This is a genomic window from Veillonella sp. T11011-6 (assembly GCF_002959755.1).
Lineage (GTDB): Bacteria > Bacillota > Negativicutes > Veillonellales > Veillonellaceae > Veillonella.
Genome location: NZ_PPCW01000001.1, coordinates 327,250 through 347,168, shown reverse-complemented (window position 1 = coordinate 347,168; position 19,919 = coordinate 327,250). Strand labels below are relative to the sequence as shown.

The 19,919-nt window shown below is 36.0% G+C and carries 26 protein-coding genes; 1 reads left to right on the top strand and 25 read right to left on the bottom strand.

From position 1 onward, the window contains the following. Nucleotides 1-92 precede the first annotated feature (92 nt). The 21 genes from VRHSUH10_RS01635 to cobU all read right to left on the bottom strand — a co-directional run bounded on the left by VRHSUH10_RS01635 (nucleotide 93) and on the right by cobU (nucleotide 16,615). Nucleotides 93-668, bottom strand: coding sequence for a class I SAM-dependent methyltransferase (locus VRHSUH10_RS01635; RefSeq protein WP_105089194.1), 576 nt, complete (start codon nucleotides 666-668; stop codon nucleotides 93-95). Nucleotides 669-695: 27 nt separating this feature from the next. Then, complete coding sequence (locus tag VRHSUH10_RS01630; RefSeq protein ID WP_024065709.1) at nucleotides 696-1,580, bottom strand: NAD(+)/NADH kinase; 885 nt, start codon at nucleotides 1,578-1,580, stop codon at nucleotides 696-698. A gap of 9 nt (nucleotides 1,581-1,589) precedes the next feature. Beyond that, a complete protein-coding gene (locus tag VRHSUH10_RS01625; protein ID WP_105089193.1) occupies nucleotides 1,590-2,393 on the bottom strand; it encodes a TlyA family RNA methyltransferase in 804 nt (267 codons plus the stop codon). Then, entirely contained in the window at nucleotides 2,390-2,869 is a 480-nt protein-coding gene (locus VRHSUH10_RS01620) for a divergent PAP2 family protein (protein ID WP_105085619.1), read from the bottom strand. Before VRHSUH10_RS01620 ends, VRHSUH10_RS01625 begins: the two co-directional genes overlap by 4 nt. Nucleotides 2,870-2,897: 28 nt before the next feature. Continuing rightward, nucleotides 2,898-3,776 (bottom strand): polyprenyl synthetase family protein, encoded by an 879-nt coding sequence (locus VRHSUH10_RS01615; protein WP_105089192.1) that lies wholly within the window; start codon nucleotides 3,774-3,776, stop codon nucleotides 2,898-2,900. Nucleotides 3,777-3,785: 9 nt separating this feature from the next. After that, nucleotides 3,786-3,992, bottom strand: a complete 207-nt coding sequence (gene xseB / locus VRHSUH10_RS01610) for an exodeoxyribonuclease VII small subunit (protein ID WP_105085617.1) — start codon at nucleotides 3,990-3,992, stop codon at nucleotides 3,786-3,788. Beyond that, nucleotides 3,967-5,190 carry an exodeoxyribonuclease VII large subunit gene (gene xseA / locus VRHSUH10_RS01605; protein WP_105089191.1) on the bottom strand — a complete coding sequence of 408 codons (1,224 nt, stop codon included), beginning with the start codon at nucleotides 5,188-5,190 and terminating at the stop codon, nucleotides 3,967-3,969. Before xseA ends, xseB begins: the two co-directional genes overlap by 26 nt. 2 nt (nucleotides 5,191-5,192) lie before the next feature. Continuing rightward, a complete protein-coding gene (locus tag VRHSUH10_RS01600) occupies nucleotides 5,193-6,146 on the bottom strand; it encodes a metallohydrolase (protein WP_105089190.1) in 954 nt (317 codons plus the stop codon). Next, nucleotides 6,146-6,550 carry a transcription antitermination factor NusB gene (nusB, locus tag VRHSUH10_RS01595; RefSeq protein ID WP_105089189.1) on the bottom strand — a complete coding sequence of 135 codons (405 nt, stop codon included), beginning with the start codon at nucleotides 6,548-6,550 and terminating at the stop codon, nucleotides 6,146-6,148. Before nusB ends, VRHSUH10_RS01600 begins: the two co-directional genes overlap by 1 nt. Then, nucleotides 6,540-6,935, bottom strand: coding sequence for an Asp23/Gls24 family envelope stress response protein (locus VRHSUH10_RS01590; protein ID WP_105085613.1), 396 nt, complete (start codon nucleotides 6,933-6,935; stop codon nucleotides 6,540-6,542). The genes nusB and VRHSUH10_RS01590 overlap by 11 nt, the downstream gene beginning before the upstream one ends. A 12-nt stretch (nucleotides 6,936-6,947) precedes the next feature. Next, on the bottom strand, nucleotides 6,948-7,328 hold the full coding sequence (locus VRHSUH10_RS01585) for an Asp23/Gls24 family envelope stress response protein (RefSeq protein ID WP_105085612.1): 381 nt from the start codon (nucleotides 7,326-7,328) through the stop codon (nucleotides 6,948-6,950). Between the two features lie 134 nt (nucleotides 7,329-7,462). Further along, nucleotides 7,463-8,020 (bottom strand): elongation factor P, encoded by a 558-nt coding sequence (gene efp / locus VRHSUH10_RS01580; protein WP_060924599.1) that lies wholly within the window; start codon nucleotides 8,018-8,020, stop codon nucleotides 7,463-7,465. A gap of 15 nt (nucleotides 8,021-8,035) precedes the next feature. Beyond that, nucleotides 8,036-9,109 (bottom strand): Xaa-Pro peptidase family protein, encoded by a 1,074-nt coding sequence (locus VRHSUH10_RS01575; RefSeq protein WP_105089188.1) that lies wholly within the window; start codon nucleotides 9,107-9,109, stop codon nucleotides 8,036-8,038. 70 nt (nucleotides 9,110-9,179) lie between these two features. Further along, nucleotides 9,180-9,878 carry a pseudouridine synthase gene (locus VRHSUH10_RS01570; RefSeq protein ID WP_105089187.1) on the bottom strand — a complete coding sequence of 233 codons (699 nt, stop codon included), beginning with the start codon at nucleotides 9,876-9,878 and terminating at the stop codon, nucleotides 9,180-9,182. Further along, nucleotides 9,878-10,516, bottom strand: a complete 639-nt coding sequence (locus VRHSUH10_RS01565; RefSeq protein WP_105089186.1) for a histidine phosphatase family protein — start codon at nucleotides 10,514-10,516, stop codon at nucleotides 9,878-9,880. The genes VRHSUH10_RS01570 and VRHSUH10_RS01565 overlap by 1 nt, the downstream gene beginning before the upstream one ends. 7 nt (nucleotides 10,517-10,523) lie before the next feature. Further along, nucleotides 10,524-11,654, bottom strand: coding sequence for a histidinol-phosphate transaminase (locus tag VRHSUH10_RS01560; RefSeq protein WP_105089185.1), 1,131 nt, complete (start codon nucleotides 11,652-11,654; stop codon nucleotides 10,524-10,526). Nucleotides 11,655-11,678: 24 nt separating this feature from the next. Continuing rightward, a complete protein-coding gene (locus tag VRHSUH10_RS01555; RefSeq protein ID WP_105089184.1) occupies nucleotides 11,679-12,563 on the bottom strand; it encodes a GHMP kinase in 885 nt (294 codons plus the stop codon). A gap of 65 nt (nucleotides 12,564-12,628) precedes the next feature. Then, on the bottom strand, nucleotides 12,629-13,522 hold the full coding sequence (gene cobS / locus VRHSUH10_RS01550) for an adenosylcobinamide-GDP ribazoletransferase (RefSeq protein WP_024066070.1): 894 nt from the start codon (nucleotides 13,520-13,522) through the stop codon (nucleotides 12,629-12,631). Continuing rightward, nucleotides 13,522-14,514: an adenosylcobinamide-phosphate synthase CbiB gene (gene cbiB, locus VRHSUH10_RS01545; protein ID WP_105089183.1), complete on the bottom strand. Its 993-nt coding sequence runs from the start codon at nucleotides 14,512-14,514 to the stop codon at nucleotides 13,522-13,524. The genes cobS and cbiB overlap by 1 nt, the downstream gene beginning before the upstream one ends. A 12-nt stretch (nucleotides 14,515-14,526) precedes the next feature. Beyond that, complete coding sequence (locus tag VRHSUH10_RS01540) at nucleotides 14,527-16,044, bottom strand: cobyric acid synthase (protein ID WP_105089182.1); 1,518 nt, start codon at nucleotides 16,042-16,044, stop codon at nucleotides 14,527-14,529. Beyond that, nucleotides 16,037-16,615: a bifunctional adenosylcobinamide kinase/adenosylcobinamide-phosphate guanylyltransferase gene (cobU, locus tag VRHSUH10_RS01535; protein ID WP_105089181.1), complete on the bottom strand. Its 579-nt coding sequence runs from the start codon at nucleotides 16,613-16,615 to the stop codon at nucleotides 16,037-16,039. The genes VRHSUH10_RS01540 and cobU overlap by 8 nt, the downstream gene beginning before the upstream one ends. 63 nt (nucleotides 16,616-16,678) lie before the next feature. Here cobU and VRHSUH10_RS01530 point away from each other — a divergent pair, with 63 nt between their 5' ends. Beyond that, entirely contained in the window at nucleotides 16,679-17,014 is a 336-nt protein-coding gene (locus VRHSUH10_RS01530) for a hypothetical protein (RefSeq protein WP_105085603.1), read from the top strand. Between the two features lie 47 nt (nucleotides 17,015-17,061). Here the strand turns inward: VRHSUH10_RS01530 and VRHSUH10_RS01525 are convergent, their stop codons facing one another. From VRHSUH10_RS01525 to thrB, 4 genes are all read right to left on the bottom strand, one after another. Next, nucleotides 17,062-17,577: a cob(I)yrinic acid a,c-diamide adenosyltransferase gene (locus VRHSUH10_RS01525; protein WP_105085602.1), complete on the bottom strand. Its 516-nt coding sequence runs from the start codon at nucleotides 17,575-17,577 to the stop codon at nucleotides 17,062-17,064. Between the two features lie 65 nt (nucleotides 17,578-17,642). Beyond that, a complete protein-coding gene (gene ndk, locus VRHSUH10_RS01520) occupies nucleotides 17,643-18,050 on the bottom strand; it encodes a nucleoside-diphosphate kinase (protein ID WP_105089180.1) in 408 nt (135 codons plus the stop codon). Between the two features lie 22 nt (nucleotides 18,051-18,072). Continuing rightward, a complete protein-coding gene (htpX, locus tag VRHSUH10_RS01515) occupies nucleotides 18,073-18,948 on the bottom strand; it encodes a zinc metalloprotease HtpX (RefSeq protein WP_105089179.1) in 876 nt (291 codons plus the stop codon). A 55-nt stretch (nucleotides 18,949-19,003) separates the two neighbouring features. Continuing rightward, on the bottom strand, nucleotides 19,004-19,918 hold the full coding sequence (gene thrB / locus VRHSUH10_RS01510; RefSeq protein ID WP_105089178.1) for a homoserine kinase: 915 nt from the start codon (nucleotides 19,916-19,918) through the stop codon (nucleotides 19,004-19,006). Nucleotide 19,919 lies beyond the last annotated feature (1 nt).

Below are 19,919 nucleotides of genomic sequence, written 5' to 3'. Positions count from 1 at the left end.
AGATTATACATGTATAAATAAAAGCCCCTATAAAGGGGCTTTTACATATTTCTTATGACTTTTATTCATAATGAATAAAGATATATTTCGTTTTATCGTTTTTGCAATATAAATAACTCAGGTGGATTATTGATTTGATTCATTGGATGCCAATGACATACATTATACAATTTTTGTTCTAAATCTGATAAATACGATTTAAGCATCTGCATTTCTTCAAACCCTTCTGTTGTTCCAGGGTAAGCAACAATTGTGATAACTCCAGACTTCGATAATTTTTCTAAGCCTTCATTTATGGCATCAATAGTTTGATGCGGTTTAGTTATAACTTGATGATCACCACCTGGTAAATAGCCTAGGTTAAAGATCATTAAATCAATAACTTCATCTTTTAATTGATTAGCTAATGCACGATCATGGGAATCATGAATAAATGTTAGACTTACATCTTGTGCTATATCATTTGACTGCAATAACTCTTGGCTGTTATTAATCGCTTTCATTTGAATATCGATACCATATAAATGACAGCCTTTTTCTGCTCGTTTTGCTAAATATAGTAAATCATGCCCATTACCACATGTTGCATCTACTACAACATTAGCGTGTTTCATTACTCGATCCCAGATTAAATGTTGAAACTGAACAGCATTGTTAATGTTAATCACAAAATCACCCCACTTGAGATTTTAGTATTACAACAACTCGTCACGACGAGATGCTAGTTTTTTAAATAATGTACCAAAGAAACATTGATCTTTAAAACGTACGAATAAACAATATACAGGATTAGAGTTTATATGTAGTGTTTCTTTATTGGTAAACGTATAGTCAAATGTACCGTCTATACAGATATGTAATTGTGGTTCACGTTCTGGCATCGTGATTTGGATTGTATCATGCTCTTCTAATACAAGTGAAACACCTTGAATCAGATGTGGTGCTACAGGTGTAACAATAATAGATCTATTATCAGGCTTCATAATAGGGCCACCTGCGGATAGATTATATCCCGTAGACCCGGTTGCAGAGGAAATAATCAATCCATCTGAAGGATACATTTGTGTATGTTGATTATTGATGGACATGTTAATACGTGCCATTTTTGCTGGTTCAGCACGGGTAATAACGATTTCATTAATGATAGGTACTAATTCTTCTTCATTACCATTATTTCGGTCAATATATGCATATAAATGTCCACGTTTTTCTATATTATAATCACCATTTGCAATACGTTTAATGTGACTTTGCATTTGATGAACTTCAATTTGGTTTAAAAAGCCTAGCTCACCAAGGTTAATACCACAAACAGGTACATTATATGGGTAAATTTGTCTTGCCAAATGGATGATGGTACCATCACCACCAAAACTAAAGGCAATATCAATTTGTTTAAAGATTTCTGGACGACTTAAAATATGAGTTTCAGGAATCTTAAGTACTCGTGCAGGTGCATCTGATTCGAGATCATCTGGCAAAAATACTTCGATACCTTCATCTTTACAAATATGTGCAGCCATTTTTAGAACTGCCATAATATTGCTTTTCCCCATGTTTGGGAAGAATCCGATACGCATTGTAATCTCCTATAATGAATGGGCTTCTGCAACCACTGAATCAATTAAAGCATTATCAATGGCTAAAGCCCCTTCTTCGTACTTTTTAAAATAACCTAAAAACTCAATATTACCTTCCATGCCTTTAATTGGTGAGAACGTTAAGCCGTGAATATATAATCCACAATCATGAGCAACGTGTAAAATACGATGTAAAACTTCTTTATGGATTTCAGAATCCCGTACAATACCGCCTTTACCTACATTCTCTTTACCCGCCTCAAATTGAGGCTTAATCAAAGCTACAAGAGCTCCTGTATCCTTTAATAAGGTAGTCGCAACTGGCAGAACTTTGTCCAAAGAAATAAATGCTACATCAATAGAAATAAAGTCCACAAGTTCACCAAGTTGCTCAGGTGTAACAGTACGGATATTTTGCTTTTCCATATTAATCACACGCGGATCTTGACGCAATTTCCAAGCCAATTGATTATAGCCTACGTCAATGGCAAAGACTTTAGATGCACCATTTTGTAGGGCACAATCTGTAAAACCACCTGTGCTAGCACCTATATCAACCATAATAGCATCCTGTAAGTTGATAGGATACGTTTGAATGGCTTTTTCTAACTTTAATCCACCGCGACTAACATAAGGCAAAGTATTGCCCTTTACTACAATATTGGCATCTATAGGAATTTTGGTACCTGCCTTATCAATACGCGTAGTATCCATGAAGATTTGGCCAGCCATTATGGCCGCTTTTGCCTTTTCTCTACTTTCAAAAAGTCCTCGGTTAACGAGGAGTATGTCTAAACGTTCTTTACTGCTCATATAACACCATTATAAATATAATAAAATTGAATACATGCAACAAGAATACCGAGGATTAATCCCCCAAATACCTCTATTGGTGTATGTCCTAATAATTCTTTTAAGGCCTCTTTACGAGTAATGACAACAGGTATGTTTTTCTTTGTAAAATAATCTACAATTTGATTTAGAATTTGAGCTTGACGCCCAGCTTCTAATCGCACCCCAGATGCATCATACATAACTACAATAGAAAATACTAAGGATAGAATAAATAGATCCGAAGCTCCACTTTTTAGATATATAGCCGTAGTTGTAGCGATTACAAAGGATGTATGGGAACTGGGAAATCCCCCAGAACCCACAAGGCGTTCTGGACTAAATTTACCATGCCGAACTAGTTGCCATACAAATTTGATAGCCTGCGCAGTAAACCATCCCCAAAATGCAGCTTGTGCTATGTAGTTGTGTGCTATTTGTGGTAATATATCAATCATTATTTATACCTTCTTCAGGTAATACCAATTAATTAGTTCGTTCTAAAAGATAATCAATTAGAGCAGATAATATAGATGTATCATAAGAAACAGAATCTAATGCATCGTGAGCTTGTTGGCCAACTAATGCGGCTTGCTCTTTTGCTCCTTCTAAACCAAGGAAAGATACATACGTCGATTTATGTTGTCGAATATCACTACCAGGAGTCTTTCCTAGTTCTTCAATTGTTCCAGTTACATCTAGAATATCATCAGTAATTTGGAATAACAATCCTAAACAATTAGCATACTCCATAAGCGCTTTTCGAGTAGCCGTATCTGCATTGCCTAAAATAAGGCCTAATTCTACTGACGCATTAAATAATGCACCCGTTTTTCCACTGTGCAAAACCTTTAACTCTTCTAGTGGGATATGCTTATCTTCACTGAGCATATCGAAGGCTTGACCACCGACCATACCTTCCGGGCCTGCTGCAGTAGCTACACATTTAATAGCATCTATTTTTTGCTGAGGCGTAGCAGTTTTATTCTCAGTCATTAGTTGAAAAGCATAAGTTAATAAACCATCACCAGCTAGAATAGCCATACCTTCACCATAAACTTTATGATTTGTTAAATTACCTCTGCGATAATCATCATTATCCATAGCTGGTAGATCATCATGTACTAAGGAATATGTATGGATACACTCCATGGCACATAGAAATTCCTTATACTCAGCTGGATCTTTATGAAGCATTTCTAACACAGCTTTAGATAAGATTGGTCGGATCCGCTTACCGCCTTGCATTAAGCTATAACTCATGGATTCATAAAGAGGTTTAAATTCTTGATTTGGGCTACTTAATACCTCACCTAACCATTGTTCAATATGTTGTTTGCTAGACCCTAAATAATCTTTGAACATAGAATCTCCTTATTCGCTGATGCGAACTTCTTCGATAATTTGTTGAACTTCATTTTCAACTGAATCGAGCATTTCTGCACATTCTTTTACTAATGTTAAGCCTTTTTTATATTGAGTTAAGAGTTCAGAGATGGTCATATCACCATCGTCCAATTGTTTCACAATATCCTCTAAGGCTTTATATTTTTTTTCATAACTTTTTAGTGATGCGGCCATCTTTATGCGCCTCCTTTACCGTAGCATTCACATAACCATCAGCAAGTGTAACTCGTATATCATCCTTTGGATGTAATTGAGTAACAGACGTTATAGGTTTATCATTATGTTCAACCTTTGCAAACCCTTTTACCATCATTTGTAATGGATTTAGAGATTCTAATTGTTGAGCTAATAATGCTAAACTATGTTTCTCTGTATTGCATCGTTCTTTTGTAGCATTAGTTAATGATTGTGAAAGCTCTTGTAAATGCGTTTTCTGTTTATGCAAAAATTGTAGAGCTGGAATACCTAATCTACGATTAAAGAGCAATGTCAAATCTGTACGTTTCTGCTGTAATGTATAACGTATAAACTCGTGTAGGTATTCTTCTTTTTCTGTTAATTGATCTTGTAGTGTAATGATAGGAAGTACAGCCATTTCTGCAGCGTGACTTGGCGTTGCTCCACGAGCATCTGCTACATAATCACATAAGGTATAATCTGTTTCATGACCTACTGCTGAGATAACTGGTGTATTAGCAGTATATATAGCCTCTACAACTGCTCTATCATTGAAGCACCATAAATCCTCCATAGATCCACCACCACGACCAACGATGATAAGGTCTATCTCTGGATCAGCATCAGCCGCTGCTATTCCTTTAGCTATAACAGGTCCTGCTGTATTACCTTGGACAGGAACAGAGAACAATTTAAATTGAACTAATGGGTTTCGTCTTTCGCTGACATGTAAAATATCATGTAATACAGCGCCTGATTGAGATGTAACAATCCCGATACAACTTGCCATGTATGGTAAATTTTGTTTATGGCTATCATCAAAGTATCCTAAGGCAGTTAGTTCCCGTTTCAATGCATCAAATTCGATCTGTAACGGACTTTTAGAACCTATTTGCATATCTGATGCAATGAGATTTAAACGGCCCATTTTATTGTAAAAATTAACAGATGCTTTCACAGTGACTAATAATCCATTTTGAATGGCATTGGCCAGTCCTTTTTGCATAACTGTACTAGACCACATGGTAACATCAATAGCGGATTCTTCATCTTTTAACGAGAAATACATATGACCACTACTATGACGCTTAGCGTTAATAATAGTACCGCTAACATAAAGATTCTTAAGTAGATATTCACGGTCTAAGGTGCGCTTTATAAGATTGTTTAATTGTGTAATGGTTAATACATTCACGATTATCCTCTAATTTCCTCTAAAAAAGCAGCGCCAAAAGCATTGCCAGTGGCATTATCAACAGAAAATTGTGGTTGTGCCACGTGTAATGTAATGTGATTACGCATACAATAATGCTCCATACGATGACGAAGTATACTATTGCTCATTACACCACCTACGGCAATTAATGTTTTAACAGGTTTATTTTTTAAATGATAGGTAATCATTTTTTCTAGTGCATTTCCAATAGAGGTGAATACAGCTCGCGATAGATTAGATTTTTCCATATCATTCATGGAATCACTAATGCGTCGCATAGCCGCACTACATGGCCCAGCAAAGCTTATCCAACCTTCTTTTACAGAAGATGGTAATGGTTCATATTCTGTAGTTTGTAATGCTAATGTCTCTAGATGTTTGCCTGCAGGAAATGGCAAACCCATTGCAACACCAATACGATCTACATATTGACCGCCTTGTAAATCCTTAGAGCCGCCAATAATGTGAGACTCAAATATGCCTTCTCCTTTATAATGACAATACACGAGTTCTGTAGTACCACCTGATAAATGAAGTGCTAAAAATGGATCTTTAGGAATTGTTTTTAGTTCTCGAAGGGCAGCTAAAATATGATTTTCTTGATGTGCAAAAACTTGTAAAGGTACATTCAACATATGACTTAGAGATTGACCATACCCTAGCCCTACCATAAAGGCTGGCATATAGGAATTTTCCTCACGTCTAGGAAAACCACTAACACCGATACCGCTAATTGGTAGTTGTGGCAATTCAGATATCAACTTAGGCAATGCCTTTGTATGTTGAAAGACCATATTTGATTGTTGTAGTCCTCGCTCACCCTGTTTGACCTCTAATATTTTGCGAGCTTCCCCAACTATTTGAAAGTCGCTATCTATAATGGCACAACTTGTAGTGTAGCAACTAGTATCAATGCCTAAGTAATATCGTTTCATTATTTACTCTTATTATATGCATCTAGAATTGCATTAATTAATTTATAGGAAGAATCAGAACCAAAATCTTTAGCTAATTGAATAGCTTCATTAATAGCTATAGATGGTTCTAAAGGTTCATCTTCATTTGTCATTTCCCATAGAGCAATACGTAAAATAGCACGATCAACCTTGTCTAAGTTTTCAACTTTACGTGATTTACAAAATGGCTGTAATGTTGCATCTATAATTTCAGAAGTGGATAATACACCATTTATAATATTATTCGCATAGGCCTTATCCATAGATTTATGCATATGTCCTTCTGGAAATTGAACATCACTTTGGTCTGAATGAAATTCATTAGCATATAACATTTGAAATGCGTATTGACGTGCTTCACGTCGATTTCGCTTAATTACCATGTGGAGTTGACTCCTTTTCTTTAACAATACCTTCAATATGAACATCAACCTTAACATGATTAAGATCAAGCATATTCTTTAAGGTTTGTTTGATTTCTAACTGCAATTGTTTGGATAATTCAATAAGATTGTATCCATACAAGGCTTTAATATAAATATTAATTTCAATAAAACCTTTACGATGTTTAACATTAATACCTGGTAAACTACGTTGACCAAAGGCATGTGTAATACCCTCTACTAGTTCATCGTAAAAGCGAGGGCTTAAAGAATGAATACCTGGAATCGTAGCTAATGTTTTAGTAGCTACATCGATGATGACAGAGTCTGCAATATCAATGGTATCCATATCTAATCCATAGTTTAATTGATTGTCTGAACTCATATAGATACCCTCCTAAGGCTGTGATGGTGTTACTAAATCATCAAAAATAATGTCTTGTACCACTACATCAATGGTTTGTACCTCAATTTCGGTATAAGAAACTAAAGCTGTTTTGATACGTTCTTGTAAACGTAAGGCCACATCAGGGATACGGTATCCATATTGAATGCAAACATATAATGTTACAGAAAGAGCTCCTTCATCGTTAAATGATATCTTTACACCTTCATAATCAGATTTACGTCTAAAGAAGGCATTTACATCATCATTAAAGGTGGAGCTCATATGATGTATACCCTTTGTTTCAAGCGCTGCTATAGTAACAATCGTAGCATATACATCTTCACTAATCTTAATTTTACCAGACTCTAGTTCAGTATTTTTCTTGGTCATACTGGCCTCTTTCAAAAAAAGCACTTGTCCCTATATATAATTACATAGACGACAAGTGCTTACAGTGCAAATGTTAGATATATGGGGAATCAGATTCCATGAAAAGATCTAGCCCCAATACATATCAATACGTATTAGGCACGTTCGATGTATTGACCTGTACGAGTATCAATACGAAGTACATCATCTACTTCAATGAAGAGAGGTACTTTTACAGTGTAGCCTGTTTCCAATACAGCTGGTTTGTTACCACCAGTAGCAGTATCACCACGGATACCAGGGTCTGTTTCAACTACTCGAAGTTCAACAGCTACAGGTAAATCGATACCGATTACGATACCTTGGAAGAACATGATGGATACTTCCATATTTTCAAGAAGGAAGTTTTTAGCATCACCTAGTTGTTCAAGGTTAAGTTCAACTTGATCATAAGTTTCGTTATCCATGAATGTGTAAGCGCCATCAGATTCGTATAAGTATTGCATACGACGACGGTCAACATGTGCTTTAGGCACTTTTTCACCAGCATTGAACGTACGTTCTACTACAGAACCAGTTTGCAAATTTTTCATTTTAGTACGTACGAATGCAGCACCTTTACCTGGTTTAACGTGTTGGAAATCAACTACTTGCCATACATTACCGTCGATTTCAACGGTTACACCTGGACGAAAATCATTACTGGAAATCATCTAACTCTTCTCCTTCTAAATACCTATTTCAATTAACTCTTTTGGACTATGTGTCAACACCTCATAGCCGTCAGATTTGACGATGACACTATCCTCTATTCTCAATCCGATAGTACCTGTAATATAAATACCAGGCTCTACCGTAATGATCATATTTTCTGTAAATACCGTATCGGATTTTGTATTAGCCACTGGTTCTTCGTGAATCTCAAGACCTATGCCATGACCAGTGCCGTGATTAAATTCCTTGGTATATCCATGTTCTTTAATATAATCACGACATACTGCATCGAGTTCTTTACCAGTAATACCAGCCCGAACAGCAGCTACACCGCGTTTTTGTGCTTCTAAAACTATACTATACAGCTTTTTTTGTAATTCAGAGGCAGGACCCATTACAATAGTTCTAGTCATATCTGAATGGTAACCCTTATATACGGAGCCAAAGTCGAAGGTAACAAAATCACCTGCTTCAATGACCTTATCACTGGCTACACCATGAGGCATACTAGAACGGTTACCAGAAGCAACGATGGTTGCAAAGGAAGGTTCCTCTGACCCACGTTTTAACATTTCTGTTTCTAATATGATGCGCGCTTCGTTTTCTGTCATCCCTACCTTTAATTGTGGCAGTAATGCAGCAAAGGCGTCGTCACCAATTTTAGCGGCTTTTCGCAATAATTCTAATTCATCCTCTCGCTTAACTGCTCGTAGTTTAGCAAAATTGATAGATGTAAAATTAAAGCGTTCATCTAATGTATCACATAAGGTTTCATACGTATCTACCGGCATTTGCTTGCCTTCAATACCGAATAAACCTTCGTGAATATGATGCTCATTGAATATATCTACAAGAGTATCCATAACAGAGGATTCATATTGAATGACTGTATATCCTTCACATTGTTTTGTAGCTTGCTCAGTATATCTGAAATCAGTAATCATAAAGGCTTTATCTTGTGTAATGATAGCAAAGCCTGTAGTACCAGTAAAACCAGCAAAATAATGTAGATTAATAGGGCTCATCAAAATGACACCTGTTAATTCTTGCTCTTTAATATACTGTTGTAGCAGATTTAAACCATTCATAATCATGCTCCTAGTCAATAAAGTACAATTAATCTTACCATAAAATACCTATATTGAATAGAATTTTATGCTATTTTTTGAAAGCCTCTATATCACCAATGGTTAAGTCCTGTATAGAACCAACCTCTTCAATCCCTGTTAAATCTATATGGCTTATAGTTAACCGTTTTAAATATGTAACAGTACCGCCTGCAGCACCAATCATACGTTTTACCTGATGATATTTGCCTTCTTCAATGGTAATATGCAGAGATTGAGAAGATACAACATCAATTAAAGCAGGCTTGCAATGGGTTCCGTCACCTAGTACAATCCCCTCTTTTATACGTTGAATTCCTTCTTCTGTTAACTCACCATCATATTCTACGTAATAAACCTTGGATACATGTTTATTACCATTAATGATTGAATGTCCCCAAACACCATCATTGGTAAGCAACAGTAATCCTTCTGTATCCTTGTCTAACCTTCCGACTGGAACTACTCCCATTTTAATATATTCAGGTGGCAATAAATCCATTACAACAGGATGATTTGCATCCTCCACAGCGGTAACATAGCCTTTGGGTTTATGAAATTTTACATAATACTGCTGCTTAGTATTAACTACTTGTCCATCAACCGTTATTACATCAGACTCAATATCAACGTGGATATCTTTTTTTGTTGTTATTTCACCATTAATAGTAACTCTTTGATCCTTTAAGAGTTGATGAACTTCTTTTCGACTGCCATAAGCTTTATTAGCTAATAATTTATCGAGTCGCATCATACATGTCCTTGGAGTAATTCAACATGAGCTGTATCATTGAGCAAATTCAAAATATTATGATCATATTCGCCCATACCATTATAGAAAATACGGTTAATAGCTGTATTACCTTGGCTGAAATTCCAACAATGACTAATAGAAATATCTAATAATTTACATAATAAGGTTCTAATTGTTCCGCCATGACATGCTATTAAAAGAGTCTCTTCCTTATCATTAACATTGAGGAATTCTTCCAGACCAGCCCAGGCACGATCTTGCAAATCTTTAAAGCTTTCGCCATTTGGTACTTTTACAAGATGAGGCCGCAAATACATCTCATCAATAAGGCCGGGCCAACGTGCTTCAATGTCTGAAAATAGCATAGCTTCCCAGTCACCAAAATTAAGCTCTCGCAATCGTTTATCTACTGTGATAGGTGTTGTGCGGTCACCTCGAATCGTTTCGGCTGTAACTAAGGCACGACTTAAATCACTAGATAAGATACGGTCAAAGGTAACATCTTTAAGGGCATTACCACATGCTTTAGCTTGATTCAAACCGTTTTCATTGAGGGGAATATCTGTAATACCTTGATATTTCCCCATTTTATTCCAATCAGTTTCACCATGACGCACAATATATAATGTCTTCATAATCTTCCTATACTTTCAAAATATTTGTCAGTTTATCCACTAGTTTGATATTAGTCTCATGATCTTTAATAGCAATGCGTACCCAGTGATTAGTTAAACCTACATAGGAGTCACAATTGCGCACAATCATATTATATTTTTTCAGCTCTTCATTAATATAGTTTGCTGTAATTCCTTTTTGATTAACTTGGAACAACATAAAATTAGCTGAAGGTGGATATACAGTAATTCCTTCTATATCATCTAATGCATTGTACATGAATGCTCTTTCTTCATTTAATTCTTGTTTAGTTTGCTTAATGTAATCCACATCATTCAAGGCAGCCTTTGTATATGCTTGCGCTAATGTGTTTACAGACCAACTAGGAATATATTGCTGTAATTGAGTAATTAATGTTTCGTTAGCAAAAGCGGCACCAATGCGTAAACCAGGTACAGCATAGAATTTTGTGAAGGAATGAACTACGATGATATTATCGAATTCATTTACTAAAGAGCGCATAGAATGCTCATTATCTTGTAATGGATCATTTCCAACAAAATCGATAAATGATTCATCTATAACAAGTAAGCTATTTGCATCTTTCAACATGCTCGCTACAGTGCGAATATGATCTTTATCAAGTAATGTACCATCTGGATTATTAGGATTACCTAAAAATACAATGATGCGACCATCTTGCCCTTTTAGTTCAGCTGCAAAGGTTTCTAATGCCAAATATGGTACCTCAAAATAAGGTTTTTCATTATCATCTTCCCGAGGTCGATAAAAAATATCACGTACAGGAATCTTACTTGCTTCAAGAGCCTCTTTATACTCAGAAAATCCTGGTGCTGGTACAAAAGCACCTGTATATCCAGGTAAACGGCAAATAGCATATAATAGCTCGGCTGCACCATTACCAACTATAATTTGATGTTTATCCATTCCATATGTATCAGCAATAGCATTTAATACATCATCATTGGTAGCATCAGGGTAATGAGAAATATAGCGCAATTGTGCATTTAATGCGTCTAATCCACGTTGACTAGGTCCAAGGGGATTAATATTAGCGCTAAAGTCGACCACCTCATATGGTTCAATTCGTTGTTCATGGGCAAACTGAAATATATTGCCCCCATGTATCTTAGACATTTAATTCTCTTTCTATTAAATATATTATCGTTTAATATAGGTTAATCCTTCATTTGTAGTTTCTACTGTATCCACATAGGATAAGTGAGGTAACTTACGTATGATTTCTTGCTTACAATCATCAATGCGACTGTAATCTACTGGAAATAGCAGTCCCATAATAGTACCACTATGAGCTATGATTGTACCAACACTGTTATAGTAATTTCCTATATCGTGAAAATCATATAAGTTTGCTTTATATAGTATGCGTTGATTACCAAAAGCACTCAATGTAGCTGCTTGACCAATTAAATTGATATCATGTGTTTTTAAGCCTTGTTTAAATAAATCTAGTGACTCACGTATAATAGGCTCTTTTTCTAAAATTTTAGTTTGTAAATCTACTTGTTGATTAAAGGTAATGGTATCTATACTACCACCTTCATCAAATACAAGAATTTTCAATGGCGGACACATTCCTAGTGGTTGAGAAATGGTACCTTTAATATAATCAAACTGCGTAACACCTTGATAAAATGAAGCATCTGTAGGTTCTACGGATAAACAGATTTGCTCTAGTTCTTTTAGTGATAAATTATAATCCATAGCTAAAGCAGTAGCCATAGCCGTTACAGAAATATCCGCAGAACTTGAAGCCATCCCTTTACCTTGTATAATGTCAGAACGTACATATACAGGTGGACAAGTTTGATCTATATTTTTTTTCTCTAATAATCGTTGTACTAATTGTCTTGCCAGAGCTGACTTAGGTTGTAATGCACAATAATGTTGTGAAAATGGATGTTTTACATTACTTAATGCGTAGGAGTAACGATTAATAGGACAAGTCACTAAAAATGACTGGCCATTAATAGAACCTTGTAGAAATTCCCCACATGTACCTGGGGCTCTTACATAATAGGTCACATTAAACTCCTTTCGCATTAAACAAAAACAGTAATTGTTTTTATAAAACAATGGATAAATAATTATTAAAACATCGTAGTATTAGAAGCTACAGAAGCAGATAATACAGATAATATAATAATATAAATTAAAAGTAGTAAAACCTCTGTAACTTCAACAACAAATCCGTAAGTATCACCTGTAGTACCACCAAGTTGCTTAACAATATAATGGTTGAGTATACGATTGATAATATAGGTAATAATCATACTTACAATATTGATTTGAAAAATACCTAATGTAGCGTAAACCAATACACCTAATCCAACAACATAGCCTACATCAGCTATGGAAAAAATAGAATATACGCCATATAAAAGGGTATATAAAATTACACCAATTAGTAATATTACAATAGGCATAAAGAAGGTTGAAAGTGTATTGTACGTAATAACATGTTTTGGTGCTAAATTAGCGAATGCAGCCCCCATCCCCTGCTCTCGTGCATAAGGATAGGATCGAATACTCAAAACAAGGGACCAACGGCTCATTAATGGCATCATAATTAGTGCCATTGGAATAAATTCCGCTGTTGGAATCGCTGTTAATAATTGCCATTTTAAAAGTGTAACAAATACAAAAGCAACAACACCAAAAGAGCCTATACGGCTATCTTTCATAATTTCTAACTTACGGTCCCTTTCACGTCCAGAAAATAAACCGTCACTGGTGTCCATTAGGCCATCAGCATGGAGACCACCTGTAATTAAGAATTCCGCTATCACAAGGATTAACATCAATGGTACTAACGGTATAAATGGTGATAATATACCATACAATAATGCTAAAATAAGGCCAATAATTAAGCCTACATAGGGAAAGGCTACAACGGATTTACCAAAATCTTCTACAGACCATTCTGTTTGATTAACGATTTTTAAACGTGTTAGAAACTGTAATGCTATGAAAAAAGGTGTCATTATACATTCATCCCATAAGTAATGGCTGTACTAATTATAATCATTAGTATAGTCGTAAAATACATCATATAAATTGTACGTGTAATGTGGTTACGATTTAATTTTTCAATGGGATCTCCCATGTATTCACGGAAGGTCATTTTTTTGAAATATTGGTTGTAACCACCTAATCGAATATGTAAGGCTCCTGCAACTGGTGCTTCTGCATAACCGCCATTAGGACTTGGATGCTTATGGGCATCACGCAAGCCAATTTGTAAGGCTTTTTTAGCATCAAAGCGTAAAAAGAATGCAGAAATTATTAATAATATAAAGGTAATGCGTGCAGGAATCCAGTTGAGCACGTCATCAAAGCGAGCTGCTACTCGACCAAAGTATAAATATTTTTGGTTCTTATACCCAAGCATAGAGTCCATAGTATTGGCAGTTCTATATAGAATTGCACCCATTGGACCGCCAAGGATAAAGAAGAATAACGGAGCAATAATCCCATCCACTGTGTTTTCTGCAATGGTTTCTACCGTAGCTCGTGTAATTTCGCTTTCATCTAATTCTTCTGTATCGCGCCCTACAATCCAAGATAATCGCTTGCGAGCTTCTTCAATATTATCTTGCTTAATTAATTGGCTAATAGTAAAACCAGCACCAGCTAGTGAGCGTGGAGATATAGCAATGTAAAGAATAATTACTTCAAGAGCGTATTCTACCCATTCATCAACTACGCCACCAAGCCAAAGAATCAAAGACACTATAATATATACAGAAACAAGGATTAAACCTACTGCAATACCGCCGTACCATAGTTTTTTTGTATCATTATCAGTATCTTTATATAGAACTGCCTCGAAAAAGGATATAATACGGCCAATTATAGCCACAGGATGGTATTTACTATTGGGATCTCCAATAAGCAAATCCAATATAAATGCTAAGATTGGAATACATACAAAGCTATACTTTGTAAACCAATGTAAAATTGTTAAATGTTCCATACATCTCCCCTACTAACCCAAGGTAGACATAATATAATCCATATCTAAGTGTTCTTCTACAATATCAGCTAATCGATTGTAAGCTGCATTTTTGTGATCAAAATAATGGAATACTACATCTAATGGTTCTAACCCCTTACGTTCGCGTAACTGATTGATAATAAAGCGTCTAAATTCATCATTATCAAATACACCGTGAATATATGTCCCCATTACTTGATGATTGCCATCGATAAAGCCATCAATTACATTGACCGCCTCTTCACTGCGGCTCGTAATAGTGAAACAACGGCTCACGGTATCTACTAATGGCGTAGTATCCCCCATATGAATCTCATAGCCTACTAACTTTTCACCTGTAAATGTACCATTTAAAAACTGAAGATTAGATACATTAAATTCTACTTGGTGTGTCGTTTTTTGATCCTTCATTGTGGTGGAGGAATCTACTAAACCAAGGCCTTCAACTTCTTCAATATCACCTTCCATATGATGCGGATCATATATTGTTTTACCTAACATTTGATTACCACCACATACACCGATAACAGGTGTGCCTTGTTCAGCAAGCTGCTTAATTTCATCAGCAAAACCAGAATTACGAAGATATGTAAGGTCTGCTAGTGTATTTTTGGAACCAGGTAAAATGATTAAGTCCGGTTTACCAATAACATCGCCAGGGCCCACAAAACGAACAGATACATCTGGTTCATAATTTAATGCATCAAAGTCGGTAAAATTAGAAATTTTAGGTGTTTGCATAACTACTACTTGAATCTCTTTAGCACCGCTATTGCGTTTATTTTCCAGTGCCACAGAGTCCTCTTCATCGATATCTAGGTTTTCAATAGCAGGGATAACACCTACTACCTTTTTACCTGTTTTTTCTTCGATGAATGTAAGGGCAGGTTCTAATAATTTAATATCACCACGGAATTTATTGATAACAATACCTTTAATAAAATCTCGCTCTTCCGGTTCTAATAATTCTAAGGTACCAACGATAGATGCAATAGCACCACCACGGTCGATATCAGCAATGAGATATACAGGAGCTTGCGTCATCTTTGCAATGCGCATATTTACGATATCATTTGCTTTGAGATTAACTTCTGCTGGGCTACCTGCACCTTCTATAACCATCATATCAAAGTTGGAATCCAAGAAGTCGATAGATTCTTTTACTTTATCAAGGGCTGTTAAAGAATATTTTGTATGGTATTCCTTAGCACTATAAACGCCCACAGGTTTACCCATTAATACAACTTGAGAAGATTGATTACCTGTAGGTTTTAATAACACAGGGTTCATTTGTACAATTGGATCTATGCCAGCAGCCTCAGCTTGCGCTACTTGAGCACGACCAATTTCATCACCCCATTTTGTCACATAAGAATTGAGGGCCATGTTTTGAGCTTTAAAGGGAACAGTTTTAAAACCTCTTCTATAAAAGATACGGCATAATGCAGTACATAAAATACTTTTGCCTACATTGGAACTTGTTCCTTGGAACATAATTTTCTTAGCCATTTATATGAACCTCCTGGGATTTTAATTCAATGGTAACGCCACTAATCGTTAAGTATAATTTGTCAGCTTCAGTTGCTACTGTTTGATTGACGCGGCCTGCAATATCTCTAAAATATCTTGCTAGCTTATTATCTGGTACAATACCAAGACCAATTTCATTAGTTACAAATATAACTATTTTATCATCACTTACTTTGATTAGATTTAATAATGCTTCTAATTCTGAAAGTACCATATCTTCTAACCGATTTGCATCTTCTTGGCCTTGAATTGACCCATGAGCCATCATATGATTTGTTGTAAACATGGTTAAACAGTCTATGAGTATTACATCCGCTACACTGCTAATATGTTGCCACTCTTCGGCCAAATATAATGGTATTTCAAAATTCGTCCATATATTACCACGTCGCTCTTGATGTTTCTTTATACGATCAACCATTTCATCATCAAAAGCTTGTCCTGTTGCTACATAAGCTTTTCGACCTTCTGTAGCGAGGGCTAAACGTTCTGCAAATTCACTTTTTCCACTTCGTGCCCCACCGGAACACAATATAATTTGTGATTTCATAATGCACCTATACAAGAATTTATAATTTCAGTATCATTATAAGTATAACAAAGGAGCGATACTATGGAAATTATGAATATGAAACTAAAAATGATGGCTACTTTATGGGATAATACCTATCGTGTTGCCATTGACGATGGACAAGGTAAATATATTGGCACCGCACGTGTAGTAGTAAATGTTCCACTACCACCAGAAATGTTACCAGAAAATGCACCTCAAGTAGAACCACAGTTATTGGTTCTAGTAGAAGATTTTGATTTCGGAGCTGATAAAATTATAAACTTCGAAACAACACTTTCTGATCTATTGAGAGAAAAATTCCGTTATGAAATTCCTCATATTTTCTTCTACTATCCAAGTCCTCACGATGTTTTAAATCAAACAATTTCACAATAAGGTCTATAACGAGCAAAAAGCTATGTAAAATACATAGCTTTTTTTGTTTATTCAGCTCCAATTTCCTCTTCTACGCGACACATAATAAAGCAAAGGTCGGATAGACGGTTTAAATATTTTAAATTAGATTCGTGAACGCTTTCACCAGCATCTAATACACGCCATAAAGCACGTTCAGCACGTCGAGTAATCGTTCTCGCTACATGTAAATAAGCTGAAGATTGTTTTTCACCAGGAATCACAAAATTAGATAATGGTTCAAGTTTTTCGTCAAAGCGATCAATAACCTTTTCTAAATGTTTAACATGTTGCTCTGTAATGACTGGCGCCGCATTTAAACTAGCAATATCTGCCATTAAAGTCCATAAGTTGCGCTCAATATCATATAATTCAGTAGCAACACGTGAATTTTCCGCATAGGAACGAGCCAAGCCTAAAAAGGCTTGTAATTCATCGATTGTACCATAAGCTTCTACGCGTAATGAGGATTTAGGTACTCGTTCACCAGTATATAAACCAGTTGTACCAGCATCGCCTGTTTTTGTGTAAACACTACTTGCCATATGTATTACCTCCTATAGAAATACATAAATGTAGAATGAAAAGCTATATGTTCTCAACCTTGAGATTATTTATATTCTGGGAACCAAAGATGAATTTCACGAGCAGCAGCCTCCGGAGAATCAGACGCATGTACTACGTTTGCATCCATTGTTAGGGCATAGTCACCACGAATACTACCAGGGGCAGCATCTACAGGATTTGTGGCACCGTTTAAAGCACGTACGGATACGATGGCATTATCTCCGGCCAATACGAAAGCAAGAACTGGACCAGATGTGATGAAATCAACTAATTCACCGAAGAATGGTTTTTCTTTGTGCTCAGCATAATGCTCTTCCGCTAGTTCACGAGGTACTTGTAAAAGTTTTAACGCTTTAATGACAAGACCTTTACGTTCATAACGGCTAATAATTTCACCACTTAATTGACGCTTAACTGCATCTGGTTTTATTAAAACTAATGTTTCTTGCATGATATCCTCCTGTAGATATTAATTAAAATAATGCTTTCTCTTTATATTTAGGATTCATTGCTTGTTGTTTCAATTTTGCAATACGTTCCTCTGTACGAGGATGTGTACTAAAAAGATTGCTCAAGCTTTCACCAATACCAACCATAGGGTTGATGATAAACATATGGGCTGTTGCATTACTTGCATTTGGCAATGCACCATGTTTTGAATAGTAATCAATTTTTGCAAGGGCAGATGCCAAAGCTAAAGGATTGCGACACATCTCTCCGCCCCCCTCATCAGCTAAGAACTCACGAGCTCGAGAGATACTCATTTGAATGAGTCCTGCTGCGATAGGTGCAATAACTATGGCGCCTATTAACTCTAACGGGTTAGAGCCTTCACGGTCATCTGAACGACCAAAAATCGCTGAGAATTGAAGCACATAAGCAATCATAGAAATTGCGCCTGCCATCATAGCAGCAATAGTACTGATCAATGTATCACGATTCTTAACATGGGTTAATTCATGTCCTAGAACACCTTCTAGCTCGTCATCTGTTAATAGTCGTTGAATACCTTCTGTAACAGCAACTGCTGCATGACTCGGATTTCTGCCTGTTGCAAATGCATTAGGTACATCACTTGGAATGATATACACTTTTGGCATTGGTAACTTACCATTCTTAGCCAAACGTTCTACCATGCCATATAATTTTGGGTTAGATTGTGCAGTAACTTGTTGTGCATCATATTGTGCTAAAACGATTTTGTCGCTATACCAATAGGACATAAAATTCATGCCCATGGATATAACGAACATAATCATCATACCACTTCTACCGCCAATCATATCACCTAAGACCACTAAAATGGCTGTCAAAGTCGCTAATAAAAGCGTTGTTTTTATATTGTTCATAGTTTCCTCCAATTATAGTTATGGACTATGCCTAACACTATAATTATACCACAAACTAAATAATTGATGCTCCTTTACTATCGGCTTCTAAGCAATATGTTCTATTTTCAATTCCATTAGATGTAAATACAGCACCCATAGCATCTGCCACAGCTTGTACGTGGGCTTTATCTACATAGGCAATTAGAGTGGAACCAGATCCACTAATAGTTGCACCATATGCGCCAGCAGCTTTAGCTGCTTCAAAGGCTGCATCACAATGTGGTATTAATGTTTTACGATATGGTACATGCAAATTATCATCTAATGCAACAGATAAATTGTTTAATTGATGTGTAATCAAACTAGTTACAAATAAAGATGCATGGCTCACATTTTGCACAGCCTCTTTAAATGGTACATGATTAGGTAACACAGAACGAGCGTATTCTGTAGAAACCATAACCTCAGGTACGACTACGGCAAAATGCAATTCAGATGGAACAGAGATAACCGTATTTAATACCTTTGTTTTTAAGCCTGTAGCACAGCATAAATTACCGAAAATAGCAGGTGCCACATTATCTGGATGACCTTCCATACGGTTTGCAATGACTAACAATTCCTCTTTTGAAAGTGGATGTTTAACTAACGCGTTAGCCAATAATAAGCCGCCTACAATTGCTGTGCTACTACTACCGAGCCCACGAGATGGAGGAATTAAAGTTTCAGACGTAATATGTCCATATTGAATTGGTTCTTGCACAGTAGCAAAAACTTGATCCATCGCAAAGCCAATAAGATTTTTTTTAGGATCTTCAGCACGTAAAATGTCTGCGCCAAAACCTTCAAAAGTATAGGTGTATTCAGTAGCTTTTACATCAGGTGTAAAGCTAAAAATATTGTATAGATTGAGTGCCAAACCTAAGCAATCAAAACCAGGTCCACAATTAGCACTAGTGGCTGGTACTTGTACGCGAACAGTGTTCATA

Excerpts from the sequence above, each read along its gene's own strand:
- VRHSUH10_RS01630 (WP_024065709.1), bottom strand. The coding sequence starts at position 1,580 with ATGCGTATCGGATTCTTCCCAAACATGGGGAAAAGCAATATTATGGCA.
- VRHSUH10_RS01625 (WP_105089193.1), bottom strand. The coding sequence starts at position 2,393 with ATGAGCAGTAAAGAACGTTTAGACATACTCCTCGTTAACCGAGGACTT.
- VRHSUH10_RS01620 (WP_105085619.1), bottom strand. The coding sequence starts at position 2,869 with ATGATTGATATATTACCACAAATAGCACACAACTACATAGCACAAGCT.
- VRHSUH10_RS01615 (WP_105089192.1), bottom strand. The coding sequence starts at position 3,776 with ATGTTCAAAGATTATTTAGGGTCTAGCAAACAACATATTGAACAATGG.
- xseB (WP_105085617.1), bottom strand. The coding sequence starts at position 3,992 with ATGGCCGCATCACTAAAAAGTTATGAAAAAAAATATAAAGCCTTAGAG.
- VRHSUH10_RS01600 (WP_105089190.1), bottom strand. The coding sequence starts at position 6,146 with ATGAAACGATATTACTTAGGCATTGATACTAGTTGCTACACTACAAGT.
- nusB (WP_105089189.1), bottom strand. The coding sequence starts at position 6,550 with ATGGTAATTAAGCGAAATCGACGTGAAGCACGTCAATACGCATTTCAA.
- VRHSUH10_RS01590 (WP_105085613.1), bottom strand. The coding sequence starts at position 6,935 with ATGAGTTCAGACAATCAATTAAACTATGGATTAGATATGGATACCATT.
- VRHSUH10_RS01585 (WP_105085612.1), bottom strand. The coding sequence starts at position 7,328 with ATGACCAAGAAAAATACTGAACTAGAGTCTGGTAAAATTAAGATTAGT.
- efp (WP_060924599.1), bottom strand. The coding sequence starts at position 8,020 with ATGATTTCCAGTAATGATTTTCGTCCAGGTGTAACCGTTGAAATCGAC.
- VRHSUH10_RS01575 (WP_105089188.1), bottom strand. The coding sequence starts at position 9,109 with ATGAATGGTTTAAATCTGCTACAACAGTATATTAAAGAGCAAGAATTA.
- VRHSUH10_RS01570 (WP_105089187.1), bottom strand. The coding sequence starts at position 9,878 with ATGCGACTCGATAAATTATTAGCTAATAAAGCTTATGGCAGTCGAAAA.
- VRHSUH10_RS01565 (WP_105089186.1), bottom strand. The coding sequence starts at position 10,516 with ATGAAGACATTATATATTGTGCGTCATGGTGAAACTGATTGGAATAAA.
- VRHSUH10_RS01560 (WP_105089185.1), bottom strand. The coding sequence starts at position 11,654 with ATGTCTAAGATACATGGGGGCAATATATTTCAGTTTGCCCATGAACAA.
- cobS (WP_024066070.1), bottom strand. The coding sequence starts at position 13,522 with ATGACACCTTTTTTCATAGCATTACAGTTTCTAACACGTTTAAAAATC.
- cbiB (WP_105089183.1), bottom strand. The coding sequence starts at position 14,514 with ATGGAACATTTAACAATTTTACATTGGTTTACAAAGTATAGCTTTGTA.
- VRHSUH10_RS01540 (WP_105089182.1), bottom strand. The coding sequence starts at position 16,044 with ATGGCTAAGAAAATTATGTTCCAAGGAACAAGTTCCAATGTAGGCAAA.
- cobU (WP_105089181.1), bottom strand. The coding sequence starts at position 16,615 with ATGAAATCACAAATTATATTGTGTTCCGGTGGGGCACGAAGTGGAAAA.
- VRHSUH10_RS01530 (WP_105085603.1), top strand. The coding sequence starts at position 16,679 with ATGGAAATTATGAATATGAAACTAAAAATGATGGCTACTTTATGGGAT.
- VRHSUH10_RS01525 (WP_105085602.1), bottom strand. The coding sequence starts at position 17,577 with ATGGCAAGTAGTGTTTACACAAAAACAGGCGATGCTGGTACAACTGGT.
- ndk (WP_105089180.1), bottom strand. The coding sequence starts at position 18,050 with ATGCAAGAAACATTAGTTTTAATAAAACCAGATGCAGTTAAGCGTCAA.
- htpX (WP_105089179.1), bottom strand. The coding sequence starts at position 18,948 with ATGAACAATATAAAAACAACGCTTTTATTAGCGACTTTGACAGCCATT.
- thrB (WP_105089178.1), bottom strand. The coding sequence starts at position 19,918 with ATGAACACTGTTCGCGTACAAGTACCAGCCACTAGTGCTAATTGTGGA.